Raw genomic sequence first — 15667 nt, forward strand, 5'->3', positions numbered from 1 at the left:
ATAGCGGGATGAGGGCGGTTCCGAAACCACAATCTGATGCCGGCCGCGCGGCGCGGGCGTTTTCCCCGCCCCGGGGGACGGAACAGGGTTGCGGCAGGGCGCGGTTCGCCATAGATAGGCCGCGAAAGATCAGCCGAAAGCCGCCCAATGGAAAACGTCGTCCTAGTCGTCCACCTGATCCTTGCCCTTTGCCTTATCGGCGTCGTGCTGCTGCAAAGGTCCGAGGGCGGCGGCCTCGGCATGGGCGGCGGCGGTGGCGGCGTCATGACGGGCCGCGCGGCGGCGACGGCGGTGGGCAAGCTCACCTGGGTCTTCGCGATCGCCTTCATCTGCACCTCGATCATGCTGACGGTCTTTGCGGCGCAGAATGCGTCGGGCACCTCGGTCATCGACCGGTTCGGACCGGCGCCGGCAGCCCCTGCGGCCGATGCGCCCAGCCTGCCCCCGGTGGACGACCTTCTTCCGCCCACCAGCGGCGGCGCACCGCTTACCCCGCCGCGGGCCGACTGATCCGGGCCAACGACTACAACAACTTGGCCCGCGCCCGGGTGGCACGGCAGCATATTGCGGTCTGGTTGCGGAACGTTGACGAATCCGCTATAGCTTGTCTCCCGTGATGCTCCGCCCTCTGGGCCGGGCCCCAAAGACCATTTTCGGAGCACGGGAGACGATTTTCCATGGCACGCTACGTTTTCATCACAGGCGGGGTCGTCTCCTCCCTCGGCAAGGGACTTGCCTCGGCGGCGCTCGGGGCGCTGTTGCAGGCGCGGGGATTCTCGGTGCGGCTGCGCAAGCTCGACCCCTATCTCAATGTCGATCCGGGCACGATGTCGCCCTTTGAACATGGCGAGGTTTTCGTGACCGATGACGGGGCGGAAACCGACCTCGACCTTGGCCATTACGAACGCTTTACCGGGGTCGCCGCGCGCCGCACGGATTCGGTGTCGTCCGGGCGCATCTATTCCAACGTGCTGGAGAAAGAACGCCGCGGCGACTATCTGGGCAAGACCATTCAGGTCATTCCGCACGTCACCAACGAAATCAAGGACTTCCTCGCCGTGGGTGAGGATGAGGTCGATTTCATGCTTTGCGAGATCGGCGGCACCGTCGGCGATATCGAGGGCCTGCCCTTTTTCGAGGCGATCCGCCAGTTCAGCCAGGACCGCGCGCGGGGGCAGTGCATCTTCATGCATCTGACGCTGCTGCCCTATGTCTCGGCCAGCGGCGAGCTCAAGACCAAGCCCACCCAGCATTCCGTCAAGGAGCTCCGATCGATCGGGATCGCGCCGGATGTGCTGGTCTGCCGGTCGGAACGCCCGATCCCGGAGAAGGAGCGGGAAAAGATCGCGCTCTTCTGCAACGTGCGCAAGGATGCGGTGATCGCCGCGCCCGATCTTCACACGATCTACGAGGCGCCGCTGGCCTATCACCGCGAGGGGCTCGATCAGGCGGTTCTGGACGCGTTCGGGATCAGCCCCGCCCCGCGCCCGGATCTGTCACGCTGGGAAGACGTGATGGACCGGCTGGAAAATGCCGAAGGTCTGGTGCGGGTCGCCGTCGTCGGCAAATACACCCAGCTTGAGGACGCCTACAAATCCATTGCCGAGGCGCTGACCCATGGCGGGATGGCGAACCGGGTCCGCGTCAAGGCGGAATGGATCGACGCCGAGATCTTCGAGCGCGAAGACCCGAGCCCCTGGCTGGAAGGCTTTCAGGCGATCCTCGTGCCCGGCGGGTTCGGCGAGCGCGGGACCGAGGGCAAGATCAAGGCCGCGCAATTCGCCCGTGAACGCAAGATCCCCTATCTGGGCATCTGTCTGGGCATGCAGATGGCAGTGATCGAGGCCGCGCGGAACCTCGCCGGGGTCGAGGATGCCGGGTCCGAGGAATTCGACCATGAGGCGGGCAAGAAGCGCTTTACCCCCGTGGTCTATCACCTCAAGGAATGGGTGCAGGGCAACCACAAGGTCGCGCGCAGCATCGCCGACGACAAGGGCGGCACGATGCGGCTGGGCGCCTATACGGCGCAACTGGCCGAAGGGTCGCTTGTCGCGCAGGTCTATGGCAACAGCGCGATCGAGGAACGCCACCGCCACCGCTATGAGGTCGACATCCGGTTCCGCGACAAGCTGGAAACCTGCGGGCTGGTCTTTTCCGGCATGTCGCCCGACGGTCGCCTGCCCGAGATCGTGGAACATCGCGACCATCCGTGGTTCATCGGCGTCCAGTTTCACCCGGAGCTCAAGTCCAAGCCCTTTGCACCGCACCCGCTGTTCGCCGATTTCATCCGGGCGGCGCGGGACAATTCGCGGCTGGTCTGAGGGCAAGGGGTTTCCCTTCCGGCCCGGGCCGGGGCGGGTCTTTGCCGGTCATCGCCCCCGCCTCACCGCGGCAGTGACCGATCTTTCCTTGGCGGCGCCTGCCCCTCTCGCTGTTCTGTCGCAACGGGGCATCCCGCCGCTGACGCTGCCGTGTCTTGGCAGCCCCGCGCCATGGCTCTATATCCTGCGTCATGTTTGCCGATTTCCTGCGCCGCCTGACGGCCCCCGCCCCTGAACGCCTTCCCGATCCCGATGCGCGCCTTGCGCTCGGGGCGCTTCTGGTGCGGGTCGCGCGTGTCGACGGCCAGTATTCGCAGGCCGAGGTCGCGCGGATCGAGCGTATCCTTGCCCTGCGCCATGACCTTGGACCCGACGACGCCCGCCGCCTGCGCGAAGATGCGGAGGTGCTGGAATCCGAGGCGCCGGACACCGTCCGCTTTACCCGCGCCATCAAGGATGCGGTCGCCTATGAGGACCGCGAGGCGGTGATCGAGGCGCTGTGGTGTGTCGCGCTCAGCGATGGGCAGCGCGATGCCGAAGAAAGCGCGATGCTGCGGCTGGTGGCGAACCTTCTGGGGATCAGCGACCGCGATTCCGCGCTGGCGCGGCAGCGGGTCGAGGCCCGGCAGACGCCGTGACCGACTGATGATCGCGTCATTTCCCATGTATGACCGCCCGGAAACGGCACCGGCGAATGACCGGCTTTGGGCGTTGATCCGCGATGCGCTGCGGTCCCGGGGGGTTGACGCGCCCGACCAACTGACCCGCGCCGAGGATCTGATGGCACTCTGGCGCGCGCCGGACCTGCTCCTGGCGCAGACCTGCGGCCTGCCCTATCGCGCCGTGCTCCACCCCCATGTGACGCTTGTGGGAACGCCCGATTACGGGCTACCGGACTGCCCGGCGGGATATTACTGCTCGGTGCTCGTGGCGCGCGAACCGTTGGAGGTTGCCACGGCCCGTTTTGCCTATAACGACCCCCTGTCGCAATCGGGTTGGGCGGCGGCACAGGCGATGTTCGGCGGGGCGCTGCGCCCGGTGCTCTGCACCGGCAGCCATCGCGCCTCGGCCCGGGCGGTGGCCCAGGGCGAGGCCGATCTTGCCGCCATCGACGCCGTGACATGGGCGCTGATCCGCAGGCATGACCGCTTTGCCGACGGGCTGATCGAGATCGGACGCACCACGCCCGCACCCGGCCTTCCGCTTGTGACCGCCCGTCCTGACCTGGCCGGGGTTCTGGCCAGTGCCGTCAGCGAGGCGATCGCGGCATTGGCGCCCGGGGATCGCGCGTGCCTGATGATCCGCGCTCTCGTCCCGGTTGCGCCAGCAGAATATCTTGCCCTGCCGTTACCGCCAAAGCCTTAGGCAGCCCGGCGCGAACTGCATCTTTCCGCAGCGGAACTTTGCAGGGATGTGCGTGAAATCGTTGCAATCCGTCCTGTTTTGACCCCTAACTTCCTCCAATCCATCCAAGAGACCCGAAGGCCCGTGACCACATTTTCAGCCCCCGTCATCGAGATCCGCGACCTGCATAAAAGCTATGGCGACCTCGAGGTGCTTCGGGGTGTCGATCTTACGGCGCCCAGGGGGCATGTCGTGTCGCTGATCGGGTCGTCCGGGTCGGGGAAATCGACGCTGCTACGCTGCTGCAACCTGCTGGAAAACAGCCAGGAGGGCACCATCCGGTTCGAGGGGGAGCCCGTCCAGTGGCAAGGGAGCGGGCTGAACCGCCATCCCTCGGACCGCCATCAGGTAATGCGCATCCGCACCAACCTGTCGATGGTTTTCCAGCAGTTCAACCTCTGGTCCCACATGACGATCCTGCAGAACGTGATGGAGGCGCCGCTGACGGTGCTGAAACAGCCCCGTGCCGAGGTCGAGGCCCGCGCGCGCGCGCTGCTGGACAAGGTCGGGATCGGCGACAAGGCCGATGCCTTTCCGGCGATGCTTTCGGGCGGGCAGCAACAGCGGGCGGCCATCGCGCGCGCGCTTTGCATGGAACCCCGCGCCCTTCTTTTCGACGAACCGACCTCGGCGCTCGACCCCGAGCTTGAGCAGGAGGTCGTCAAGGTCATCAAGCAGCTTGCCGACGAAGGGCGGACGATGCTGCTTGTGACGCATGACATGCGGCTTGCGGCGGATGTGTCCGACCATGTGGTTTTCCTTCATCAGGGCCGCATCGAGGAAGAGGGGCCGCCCGAAACGCTTTTTGGCGCCCCCCGCACCGAGCGGCTGCGCCAGTTTCTGCGGGCCACCGAACCCGCCTGATTTTCAACCAGGGAGCCAAGAATGAAAAAACTGACCCTCAGCCTTGCCGCGCTCGCGCTCAGCGCAGCCGGCACGCTGGCGCTCGGCGCCTCGGGCGCCATGGCGCAGAACGTCGTGCGTATCGCGACCGAGGGCGCCTACCCTCCGTATAACTACATCAACGACGCGAACCAGCTCGACGGGTTCGAGATCGAGCTTGGCAACGAGCTTTGTGCCCGCGCCGAACTGAGCTGCGAATGGGTCATCACGGACTGGGACTCGATCATCCCGAACCTGACCGGCGGCAACTATGACGCCATCATGGCCGGCATGTCGATCAACGAGCAGCGCCGTCAGGTGATCAGCTTCAGCCAGAACTACACGCCCCCCGCGACCTCGGCCTATGTCGGCCTGTCGGAAGATGCGGATTTTGAATCCGGCGTGGTCGCGGCCCAGGTCTCGACCCAGCAGGCCGCCTATATCGCGTCGGAAACCGATGCGACGCTGCTGGAATTCGCGACGCCCGACGAAACCATCGCCGCCGTCCGCAACGGCGAAGCGGATGTGGTCTTTGCCGATACCGACTTCCTGCTGCCCATCGTCAATGAGTCCGGTGGCCAGCTGACCTTTGTGTCGGAACAGATCCAGCTGGGCGAAGGCGTGGGCATCGGCATCCGCCAGACCGACACCGAACTGCGCGAGACGCTGGACGCGGCCATCACCTCGATGAAAGAGGATGGCAGCCTGAACGAGATGATCGTCAAGTGGTTCGGTGCCGACGCGCCCGTCTTCTGAGCGCTGATTTCGTCTGACCCAAGATAACCGGGGCGGGGCCACTGGCCCTGCCCCCCGCCAGGCGGGCACATGTTTTCATTCTGTATTGATCCCGGTTCGCTGCCGACCTGGCAGTGGTTTGCCTGTTATCTGACGACAGGCACCCATCTTGCATTCTACTGGTCCTTCGGCACCGTCCTTTTGCTGATCGCGCTTGCCGCGCCCATCTCGCTTGCCTTCGGGTTCGGGGGCGCGCTCGCCGCCCGGTCCGAGATGCTGCCGGCGCGCGCCTTCGGCAAGACCTATATCGCGATGGTCCGGGGCGTGCCGGATATCGTGTTCTTCCTCTTTGTCCCGATCGCCATCGACCAGGGGCTCGAATACCTGATGCACCACGCCCGCTGCCCCGACTGGACGGAACCGGTGCGGCGCGGGTCTGATTTCGTGGTCTGCGCACAGGCCAAGGTGCCGCTTTCGACCTCTCCGGCCTGGGTGCATGACATCTATGGCTTCACGCTTGCGCTTGTGTCCTTCGCCATCGTCTTTGGCGCCTTCGCGGCAAACACGCTTTACGGCGCGATGCAGGCCGTGCCCCGCGCGCAGCTTGAAACCGCCGAGGCCTACGGGATGACCCGCCGGCAGGTGTTCCGCCGCATCCTGATGCCCCAGATGTGGGTCTTTGCGCTGCCGGGCCTGTCGAACCTCTGGATGATCCTGATCAAGGCCACGCCGCTGCTGTTCCTGCTGGGCATCCGCGACATCGTCTTCTGGGCGCGGGAACTGGGGGGCACCAAGACCTCTTTCTATGCCTATCCGCATCCGGACTGGCGGATCTGGTATTTTCTCGCGGTTCTCGTCTTTTACCTCTTGCTGACCTGGATCAGCGGCCGCGTGTTCGAACACCTGATGCAGCGCATGTCGCGCGGGCAGGCCACCGCCGCGGGCGAGCGTCTGCGGAGGGCCGCCGCATGAGAAGCTGCTGGGAGTCGATCGAGGGCTATGGCCTGCGCGCCCTTGGCCGTGGCTGGGGCGAGACGCTTTTGCCGCGCGGGTCGGATATCTCGTTCTGCGATCAGGTGGTGCTGATCGGGTCGGGGCTGATCTGGAACGTCTATTTCGGGGTGATCGCGATCACCATCGGTTTTTTCCTGGCGACCGCACTGGCCGCGGCCAAGAACAGCACGAACCCGCTGGCACAAAAACCGGCGGCGGGCTTCATCTTTCTCTTCCGCGGCTCGCCGCTTTTTATCCAGTTCTTCTTTGCCTATGAGGCCTTCGTGCTCTTGCCCAAGGTCGGGGTGGAACTGAACCTCGGCCTCGTCACCCTGACCGCCGAGACGGGCTGGCTGACGCGGGCCTGGGCGGGGGCGCTGATCGTGCTGATCCTGAACACCGCTGCCTATAGCGCCGAGATCTTCTATGGCGCGCTGCGGGCCATACCCCGGGGCGATCTGGAGGCCGCCGATGCCTATGGGATGACGGGCCTCAGCCGGTTCCGCCGGATCGTCTGGCCAACCATGCTGCGCCTTGCCTGGCCGTCCTACACGAATGAGGCGATCTTTCTCTTCCACGCGACGACGCTCGTGTTCTTCTCGGGCTTTCCGGCCTGGCAGCAATCGGGTGACTCGCTTTATTACGCACGATATTTCGCGGATCAGACCTTCAACCCGTTCATCGCCTATCCGCTGGTGGCGGCGTATTTCATTGTCCTCACGCTGCTCATCATCCTCATCTTCGGGCTTGTGAACCGGCGGCTGAACCGGCACCTTCCCCGGGAAGCGCGGCCGAAACTCCGCTTTCGTCCGCAATTCATCAGGTGAGACATGAAGAACTGGCTTCGCAAGCATCCCGAGGTCCGCACGATCCGCGTTGCCGCCGCCGATCTGAACGGTCAGCCGCGGGGCAAGCGCATCCCTGCCCGGTTCGCCGAAAAGGTCACGACCGAGGGCACGCGCTTTCCCTTGTCGGTCCTGAACCTTGATATCTGGGGCGAGGATATCGACGACAGCCCGCTGATCTTCGACAGCGGCGATGCCGACGGGGTGCTGCGCCCGACCGAACGCGGCTTTGTGCCGATGCCCTGGCTCGATGCGCCGACCGCGCTTTTGCCCATCTGGATGTTCCGCGAAAACGGCCAACCCTATGAGGGCGACCCCCGCCATGCGCTTGCTGCCGTCGTCCGCCGCTATGCCGAACGCGGCCTGACCCCCGTGGTCGCGATGGAGCTTGAATTTTTCCTGATCGACGACAGCGGCAAAAAGCTTCAGGTGCCGCCCTCGCCCCGGTCGGGCAAGCGGCGCAAGGCGGCCGAGATCCTCTCGATCCGCGCGCTCGACGCCTTCGACAACTTTTTCACCGATCTCTACAACGCCTGCGAGGAGATGGACATTCCCGCCGATACGGCCATTTCCGAGGCGGGTCTGGGCCAGTTCGAGATCAACCTGATGCATGGGGACGACGCGCTCAAGGCCGCAGACGATGCCTGGCTCTTCAAGATGCTGGTCAAGGGGCTGGCGCGGCGGCATGGGTTCGCGGCCAGCTTCATGGCAAAACCCTATGCGGATTATCCGGGCACGGGGCTGCACACGCATTTCTCGGTGATCGACCGCGACGGGCGCAACATCTTTTCCAATGGCGGGCCGGAAGGGTCGGATACGCTGCGCCATGCGGTGGCCGGATGTCTGGCCGCGATGGGCGACAGTACGCTCCTGTTCGCGCCCCATGCCAACAGCTATGACCGGCTGGTCCCCGAGGCCCATGCGCCCACCGGGATCTGCTGGGCCTATGAAAACCGCACGGCGGCGATCCGCGTGCCCTCGGGCAGCCCCTCGGCGCGGCGGATAGAACATCGGGTCGCCGGGGGCGATGTGAACCCCTATCTGATGCTGGCCGCGATCCTGGGCGCGGCGCTGATCGGGATCGAGAACCGGGACGAGCCGCCCCCGCCGATCACGGGCAACGCCTATGCCCTGTCCCTGCCGCAGATCCCCGACGGCTGGGAAGACGCCATCACGGCATTCGAAAACAGCCCGGCCATGGCGGCGATCTTTCCGCGTGAATTGATCCGGAACTATGTGCTGACTAAGCGGCAGGAACGCCATTACATGGCCGAGCTGAGCCCCGAGGAACAGGTCGAGGTTTATCTCGATACGGTCTGACCTTGCCGCCGGGCCGGGCCGCAGCTAGGCTCGGGCGAAACCGGAACAAGAGATATTCATGCGGATCGGCATTTTGCAAACCGGCCAGTCGCCCGACGCGCTGCGGGGGACGATGGGCGACTACCCCGACATGTTCGAGACCCTGCTGGCGGGTCAGGGCCTGGAATTCCACCACTGGCATGTCGAGGCGATGGAGTTTCCCGCAAGCATCCATGACGCCGAGGGCTGGCTTATCACCGGGTCGCGCCACGGCGCCTATGAGGATCACCCCTTCATCGCCCCGCTGAGCGATTTCATCCGCCGCTGTTACGCCGAGGGCGTGCCGCTGGTCGGCATCTGCTTTGGCCATCAGATCATCGCGCAGGCACTTGGCGGCCGGGTCGAAAAATTCGCGGGCGGCTGGTCGGTGGGGCCGCAGACCTACGACTTTCAGGGCACGCCCCTGACGCTCAACGCCTGGCATCAGGATCAGGTGGTCGAACTCCCCGAGGGCGCGACCGTGATCGCCAGCACCGATTTCTGCACCAACGCCGCGCTGGTCTATGGCGACCGGGCGCTGACCGTGCAGCCGCATCCGGAGTTTTCGGCAGGCTTCATCAAGGGCCTGATGGACACGCGCGGACGCGGTGTCGTGCCCGAGGACAAGCTCGACGCCGCCGCCGCGCGTCTGGGCGAGAAAACCCATTCCGACGTGATCGCAAGACAGATCGCGGAATTCTTCAAGCAACCGAGGAAATAGCATGTCCGACTGGACCAGCCAGTTACCCGAAGCCGCCCGCGACTATATCGCCGGGCGCAAGCCCGATGAGGTCGAGTGCATCGTCCCCGACCTTGCCGGCGTTGCGCGCGGCAAGGCGATGCCCGCCTCGAAATTCGCACGGCAGGCGCAGTTCTACCTGCCGAACTCGATCTTTCTGCAGACGATCACCGGCGACTGGGCCGACAACCCAGGCGGGGCCTTTACCGAACCCGACATGGTGCTGACCCCCGATTTCAGCACCGCGAGCGCCGCGCCCTGGACGGCCGACGTCACGCTGCAGGTGATCCACGATGTGCATGACCAGTCGGGAAACCGAATCCCGACGGCCCCGCGCAACGTGCTGCGCCGTGTGGTCGATCTCTATCAGGCCGAGGGCTGGACCCCGATCGTCGCGCCCGAGATGGAATTCTACCTTGTGGCCCGGAATATCGACCCTGCGCAGCCGATCATGCCGCCCATGGGCCGGTCGGGGCGCCGCGCGATGGGCAAGCAGGCCTATTCCATGAGCGCGGTGGACGAATACGGCCCGGTGATCGACGACATCTATGACTTCGCCGAGGCGCAGGGGTTCGAGATCGACGGCATCCTGCAGGAAGGCGGCGCCGGTCAGGTGGAAATCAACCTGCAACATGGCGATCCCGTGCGGCTGGCCGATGAGATATTCTATTTCAAGCGCCTGATCCGCGAGGCCGCGCTGCGCCACGACTGTTTCGGCACCTTCATGGCCAAGCCGATCGAGGGCGAGCCGGGCAGCGCCATGCATATCCATCATTCCGTTGTGGACCTCAAAACCGGGCAGAACATCTTTTCCGGCGCCAAGGGTGAGGAAACGCCGCAGTTCATGCATTTCATCGCCGGGCTTCAGAGCTACCTGCCTGCGGTCATCGCGATCCTTGCGCCCTATGTGAACAGCTATCGCCGCTATGTCCCGGACTTCGCCGCGCCGATCAACTTGGAATGGGGGCGCGACAACCGCACCACGGGCATCCGCGTCCCGGTGTCCGAGCCGGACGGGCGGCGCGTGGAAAACCGGCTGGCGGGAATGGATTGCAATCCCTATCTCGGCATCGCGGCAAGCCTTGTCTGCGGCTATCTTGGCCTCAAGGAAGGCAAGATGCCCCGGACCGAATGTCTGGGCGACGCCTACATGAACGATGAGGACCTGCCGCTGAACCTCGGCGATGCGCTCGATCTGTTCAGCGAATGCCAGCCGGTGCGCGAGGCGCTGGGGCCGGAATTCTGCGGTGTCTATGAGGCCGTGAAACGGCTGGAATACAAGGAATTCCTTCAGGTCATCAGCCCCTGGGAACGGGAACATCTGCTGCTGAACGTATGAACCTGCTCTTTTCCAACGACCGCCCGGGCGAATACCCGCCCAGCTGGTATGCGGCGACGGCCACGCCGCCCGCGCCCTTTGCGCCGCTCATGGGCCATGTGCGGGCGGATGTCTGCATCGTCGGTGGCGGCTATACCGGGCTTTCGGCGGCGCTGCATCTGGCGCAGCGAGGCTATGACGTGCGGCTTCTGGAGGCGCACCGCGTGGGCTTCGGCGCCTCGGGACGAAACGGCGGGCAGGTCGGCAGCGGCCAGCGGCTGGAACAGGACCAGCTTGAGGCCATGACGGGCCGCGACGACGCGCGCAAGCTCTGGGATCTGGGCGAAGAGGCCAAGGCGCTCGTGCTGTCGCTGATCGCCGACCATGCCATCGACGCCGGCTTCCGCCCCGGGATCGCCCATGCCTGCTGGCGCCGAGGCGAGCTGGACCATGTGCGGGCCAATGCCGAAAAGCTCGCCCGCGACTACGATTACCATCAGATCGAGGTGCTGGACCGCGACGCGCTTCATGCGATCTGCCCCTCGCCCGCCTATCACGGCGGCGATATCGACCGGGGTGCCGGACACCTGCATCCGCTGCGCTATGCCTTCGGGCTCGCCCGGGCCGCAGCGGCGGCCGGCGCGCATCTGCACGAAGGCAGCACCGTCACCGAAATCGACCATGGCCCCACCGTGCGCATCCGCACCGCCGGGGGCGAGGTCGAGGCGCGCCACCTGATCCTTGCCTGCAACGGCTATCTGGGGCGGCTCGACCGGAATGTCGCGGCGCGGGTGATGCCGATCAACAACTTCATCGCCGCGACCGAGCCGCTTGGCAACCGGGTTTCGGAGGTCCTCAGGCAGGACATTGCCGTGGCCGATACCAAATTCGTCGTGAACTACTTTCGCCTGTCCGAGGACGGGCGGCTGCTGTTCGGCGGCGGCGAAAGCTATGGCTACCGCTTTCCATCGGATATAGCGGCGCTGGTCCGCAAACCGATGTCGCAGGTCTTTCCGCATCTGCGGGACGTGCGGATCGACCATGCCTGGGGCGGGACGCTGGCGATCACGATGAAGCGGATGCCCTGTTTCGCGCGTCTTGCGCCCAACGCATTCTCGGTCTCGGGCTATTCGGGGCATGGGGTGGCAATCGCGACGCTGGCCGGACGACTTCTGGCCGAGGCCGTCGCGGGCCAGGCCGAGCGGTTCGACGTGATGGCGCGCGTGCCCGCGCCGGCCTTTCCGGGCGGGGCGCTTCTGCGCAATCCGATCCTTGTGCTGGCGATGACGTGGTTTGCCATGCGCGACCGGCTGGGCATCTGAAATCCCGCCGATTGCACCCGGCCATCCGCCGCGCTAGCCTGCGGCAGCATCAGCAAGAGGACGCCACATCATGCGGGACCACGCGCCGAACAGTTGGGAATCGAGAGCCGACACCCATTCGCTTTACGGTTTCACCGATCTGCCCTCGGTGCACGAACGGGGCGCGGTCGTTCTGACCCATGGCGAGGGTCCCTATGTGGTGGATGTCCACGGGCGCCGGTTCCTCGACGCGAATTCGGGGCTCTGGAACATGGTCGCGGGCTTTGACCACCCCGGCCTGATCGCCGCGGCCAAGGCGCAATATGACCGCTTTCCGGGCTATCACGCGTTTTTCGGGCGCATGTCCGACCAGACCGTCATGCTGTCGGAAAAACTGGTCGAGGTTTCCCCCTTTGACCGGGGCCGGGTCTTTTACACCAATTCGGGGTCCGAGGCGAATGACACGATGGTCAAGATCCTGTGGTTCCTGCACGGGGCCGAGGGCAAGCCGGAGCGCCGCAAGATCCTGACCCGCTGGAACGGCTATCACGGGGTGACGGCGGTTTCGGCCTCGATGACCGGCAAGCCCTATAACAGCGTCTTCGGCCTGCCCTTGCCCGGGTTCATCCACCTCACCTGCCCGCATTACTGGCGCGAAGGGCGCGAGGGCGAGACCGAGGCCGAATTCACCCGCCGCATGGCACAAGAGCTTGAGGACACCATCGCCCGCGAGGGCGCCGACACCATCGCGGGCTTTTTCGCCGAGCCCGTGATGGGCGCGGGCGGCGTCATTCCCCCGTCCGAGGGGTATTTCCAGGCGATCCAGCCGATCCTGAAAAAGCACGGCATCCCCCTGATCGCCGATGAGGTCATCACCGGTTTCGGCCGCACCGGGAACCTCTGGGGCAGCCAGACCTATGACTTCATGCCGGACGCGATCATCAGTTCCAAGAACATCACCGCGGGCTTTTTCCCGATGGGGGCCGTCATCCTCGGCCCCGATCTGGCGGACCGGGTTCAGGCCGCCGCCGAGGCGATCGAGGAGTTTCCCCATGGCTTTACCGCTTCGGGCCATCCGGTGGGCTGCGCCATCGCGCTCAAGGCCATCGACGTGGTGATGAACGAGGGGCTTCTGGACAATGTGCGCGCCCTGACACCCCGGTTCCAGGAGGGGCTGCGCAGGCTGGCGCAAAAGTCCAATATCGGCGAATGGCGCGGCAAGGGGCTGATGGGCGCGCTGGAGGCCGTGCGCGACAAGGCGACCAAGACCCCCTTCGAAAGCAGGCTTTCGGTGTCCGAGCGGATCGCGAATACCTGCACCGATCTGGGGCTGATCTGCCGCCCGCTGGGTCAGGCCATCGTCCTCTGCCCGCCCTTCATCATCACCGGGACGCAGATGGACGAGATGTTCGAGAAACTCGACCGCGCGCTCGACAAGGTGTTCGCCGAGGTCGCCTGACCGGATGCGCGCGCCTCAGGCCCGTTCTGGCCGTGGGTCTCTGTAATCAGGGTCGCTGTAATCAGGGGTCGCTGTAGTCGTGCAGGCCGCCGTTCGGGTCGCGGATGACATAGCGGCCCGCCCCCTCGCCCGCACCCTCCCTCGGCGCGACATGCGCCGGGCCAATGGGCACCTTGCCGAAACCGCCGGGGATATCGAGCACATAGGTCGGCAGGCAGATCCCCGACAGCCGGCCCCGCAACGCCGCCATGATCTCTTGCCCGCGGGCGATGGTGGTGCGGAAATGTCCCGCCCCCCGCGCCAGATCGCAGTGATGCAGGTAATAGGGCGTTACCCGGTTGCGGATCAGGCTGCGGAACAGATCCTCCAGCACCGCCGGATCGTCGTTGATCCCGCGCAGAAGCACGGTCTGCGACAAAAGCGGTATCCCCGCCCCCATCAGCCGGGCCAGCGCGGCGCGGGCATCCGCGGTGATTTCCCGGGCGTGGTTCGTGTGCAGCACCAGATACACGGTGGGGCGGCCCTGCAGGGCGGCGAGCAGGTCCCCGGTGATCCGGTCCGGGGCCACCACGGGCACCCGTGTGTGCAGGCGCACGATGTCCACATGCGGGATCGCGGCCAGCCGCGCCATGATCGCCCCCAACCGGCGCGGCGACAGCACCAGCGGATCGCCGCCAGTCAGGATCACCTCCCATATCTGCGGCGTGCGCGCGATATAGTCGAGCGCCGCGTCCAGATCGGCCTCGGGCAGCGCGCCTTCCTCGCCCACCGTTTCGCGGCGGAAGCAGAAGCGGCAATAGACCTCGCAGGTATGGGTCGCCGCAAGGATCACCCGGTCGGGATAACGATGGGTAAGGCCGCGCACGGGGCTGTGCACCTTGTCGCCGATGGGGTCGCCCAGTTCCTCTGGGCGGATGTCGAGCTCCTGCGCCGTGGGCACGAACTGCCGCGCGATTGGATCGTCCGCGCCGTCCGCGATCGCATCGCGCATCGCCGGGCTGACGCGGATACGGAATTCCCCAGCCACGCGGTCAAGCGTACCGCCCTGATCCGGCGGCACAAGCCCCTCGGCGATCAGGTCGTCCACCTGCGTCAGCGGACGTCGGTTCGGTCTGGCGGGGCCTTTGGTCACGGAGCTTATTCCCGGGGCTGCATCGGGGGCGGGATCGGGGCGTGTTATGCGGGGCGCGGGCGCTCTTTGCAAGGCGTCACGCCGCCGGGCGCATCCAGTCGAGGCAGCCGACGGCGGGGCCCGTCCCGGTCACGAGCATCGCGCCGTGCCGGTAAAGCGTGCCCGGCCCCTGCCCGGGCGAGACCGAGATCAGCCAGACCCCCTGCCCCACATCGGTCCAGATCATCCGCCCCTCGACCGCGTCCACAGCCGCCACGATCTGTGCGAAGTCCATGCCGGGACGAAAAACGACCAGCACGTGATCTTTCGGCAGCATGTCGCCCGCGGGAAGGGCGGCCACGGGCGCCGCGGTCATGGCAAGGATGGCGAGCGACAGCGCGGTACGGCGCCCGCGCCCCTGATGATCCCCGCCGTCCTCGCCCCGCAGCATCCACAGGCCCAGCCCAAGCGGCAGCAGACCGAACAGGACGAACCAGATCATGTCCCAGACGAGCGGGTTCGGGCTGTCCATCCTGATGCGGTGGATCCCGAGCAGCCAGTGTGAAAACAGCGCGTCAAAGCAGTGCCAGCCGCCGAAACCGATAGCCGCCCAGCCGGCAATGGTTCTCCCCCTGCCGGCACCGGCATGTCGCGGGTGGCCAAAGATCAGAACCATGCCCAGCACCGCCAGCACGTAATGAACCGCGTGAAAAAGCCCGTCCGCCATCACCTGAAACCGCAGGTCGCCAAGCGGGCCGGTTCCCTCCAGTCCGGACAGAAGATGATGCCATTGCAGAATCTGATGCAAAAGAATCCCGTCGAAAAATCCGCCCAGCGACACGCCGAGAAGCAACGCCCCCCAGATGCGCCGGCGTCCCGAGAGACGTTCATCAGGCGGCGTGGCGCCATGGATTTCGCTGGTCATCGGCGCCCCCTTGCGAACGATCAGACCCGCTCAACCGCCTGCGGGCGGCGGTGTTCCCGTCAGGAACCCGCCCGGGCCGTTGGCGCGGCATCATCCTAATTTACGACCGCCCCTTCGCGGCAAAGCCCGCTAATCTCGTCCCTGTCATCGGCAAACGGGGGGATATGTGGCGATGCGGACGCGAGCGGCGGTTGCGGTATCGGCTGGGCGGCCATTGGAGGTCATGGAGGTGAACCTTGAGGGTCCGCGTGCGGGCGAGGTTCTGGTGGAGATCAAGGCGACGGGGATCTGCCACA

At 65.7% G+C, this 15667-nt stretch carries 15 protein-coding genes and 1 pseudogene; 14 read left to right on the forward strand and 2 right to left on the reverse strand.

The window, feature by feature from the left end; genetic code table 11:
* Positions 1-147: 147 nt before the first annotated feature.
* The 13 genes from secG (at position 148) to ACFSGJ_RS08535 (ending at position 13335) form a co-directional block, all read left to right on the forward strand.
* A complete protein-coding gene (gene secG, locus ACFSGJ_RS08475; RefSeq protein WP_390260719.1) occupies positions 148-510 on the forward strand; it encodes a preprotein translocase subunit SecG in 363 nt (120 codons plus the stop codon).
* A 167-nt stretch (positions 511-677) separates the two neighbouring features.
* Positions 678-2321, forward strand: a complete 1644-nt coding sequence (locus tag ACFSGJ_RS08480) for a CTP synthase (protein ID WP_390260721.1) — start codon at positions 678-680, stop codon at positions 2319-2321.
* Between the two features lie 191 nt (positions 2322-2512).
* Positions 2513-2959: a tellurite resistance TerB family protein gene (locus ACFSGJ_RS08485; protein ID WP_390260762.1), complete on the forward strand. Its 447-nt coding sequence runs from the start codon at positions 2513-2515 to the stop codon at positions 2957-2959.
* A 7-nt stretch (positions 2960-2966) separates the two neighbouring features.
* Positions 2967-3686: a phosphate/phosphite/phosphonate ABC transporter substrate-binding protein gene (locus ACFSGJ_RS08490; protein ID WP_390260723.1), complete on the forward strand. Its 720-nt coding sequence runs from the start codon at positions 2967-2969 to the stop codon at positions 3684-3686.
* Between the two features lie 123 nt (positions 3687-3809).
* Complete coding sequence (locus ACFSGJ_RS08495) at positions 3810-4589, forward strand: ABC transporter ATP-binding protein (protein ID WP_390260724.1); 780 nt, start codon at positions 3810-3812, stop codon at positions 4587-4589.
* A gap of 21 nt (positions 4590-4610) precedes the next feature.
* The gene (locus ACFSGJ_RS08500) at positions 4611-5363 is read left to right on the forward strand and encodes a transporter substrate-binding domain-containing protein (RefSeq protein WP_390260726.1); all 753 of its coding nucleotides are present in this window, start codon (positions 4611-4613) and stop codon (positions 5361-5363) included.
* 69 nt (positions 5364-5432) lie between these two features.
* The gene (locus ACFSGJ_RS08505; protein ID WP_390260728.1) at positions 5433-6314 is read left to right on the forward strand and encodes an ABC transporter permease; all 882 of its coding nucleotides are present in this window, start codon (positions 5433-5435) and stop codon (positions 6312-6314) included.
* The gene (locus ACFSGJ_RS08510; RefSeq protein WP_390260730.1) at positions 6311-7162 is read left to right on the forward strand and encodes an ABC transporter permease subunit; all 852 of its coding nucleotides are present in this window, start codon (positions 6311-6313) and stop codon (positions 7160-7162) included. Before ACFSGJ_RS08505 ends, ACFSGJ_RS08510 begins: the two co-directional genes overlap by 4 nt.
* 3 nt (positions 7163-7165) lie before the next feature.
* Positions 7166-8500: a glutamine synthetase family protein gene (locus ACFSGJ_RS08515; RefSeq protein WP_390260731.1), complete on the forward strand. Its 1335-nt coding sequence runs from the start codon at positions 7166-7168 to the stop codon at positions 8498-8500.
* A gap of 58 nt (positions 8501-8558) precedes the next feature.
* The gene (locus tag ACFSGJ_RS08520) at positions 8559-9239 is read left to right on the forward strand and encodes a type 1 glutamine amidotransferase (RefSeq protein ID WP_390260733.1); all 681 of its coding nucleotides are present in this window, start codon (positions 8559-8561) and stop codon (positions 9237-9239) included.
* A gap of 1 nt (position 9240) precedes the next feature.
* Entirely contained in the window at positions 9241-10596 is a 1356-nt protein-coding gene (locus ACFSGJ_RS08525) for a glutamine synthetase family protein (protein ID WP_390260734.1), read from the forward strand.
* Positions 10593-11897: an NAD(P)/FAD-dependent oxidoreductase gene (locus ACFSGJ_RS08530; RefSeq protein WP_390260736.1), complete on the forward strand. Its 1305-nt coding sequence runs from the start codon at positions 10593-10595 to the stop codon at positions 11895-11897. Before ACFSGJ_RS08525 ends, ACFSGJ_RS08530 begins: the two co-directional genes overlap by 4 nt.
* A 70-nt stretch (positions 11898-11967) precedes the next feature.
* The gene (locus tag ACFSGJ_RS08535) at positions 11968-13335 is read left to right on the forward strand and encodes an aminotransferase (protein ID WP_390260738.1); all 1368 of its coding nucleotides are present in this window, start codon (positions 11968-11970) and stop codon (positions 13333-13335) included.
* Positions 13336-13396: 61 nt separating this feature from the next.
* On the opposite strand, the gene ACFSGJ_RS08540 is transcribed toward ACFSGJ_RS08535, so the two are convergent.
* On the reverse strand, positions 13397-14467 hold the full coding sequence (locus ACFSGJ_RS08540; RefSeq protein WP_390260739.1) for a lysine-2,3-aminomutase-like protein: 1071 nt from the start codon (positions 14465-14467) through the stop codon (positions 13397-13399).
* Positions 14468-14543: 76 nt separating this feature from the next.
* Positions 14544-15371, reverse strand: coding sequence for a DUF2243 domain-containing protein (locus tag ACFSGJ_RS08545; protein ID WP_390260741.1), 828 nt, complete (start codon positions 15369-15371; stop codon positions 14544-14546).
* A gap of 172 nt (positions 15372-15543) precedes the next feature.
* Here ACFSGJ_RS08545 and ACFSGJ_RS08550 point away from each other — a divergent pair.
* Positions 15544-15667 (forward strand): annotated as a pseudogene (locus tag ACFSGJ_RS08550) (S-(hydroxymethyl)glutathione dehydrogenase); the annotation flags it as partial.

The organism is Halodurantibacterium flavum (assembly GCF_042681825.1).
Classification (GTDB): Bacteria; Pseudomonadota; Alphaproteobacteria; order Rhodobacterales; family Rhodobacteraceae; genus Halodurantibacterium; species Halodurantibacterium flavum.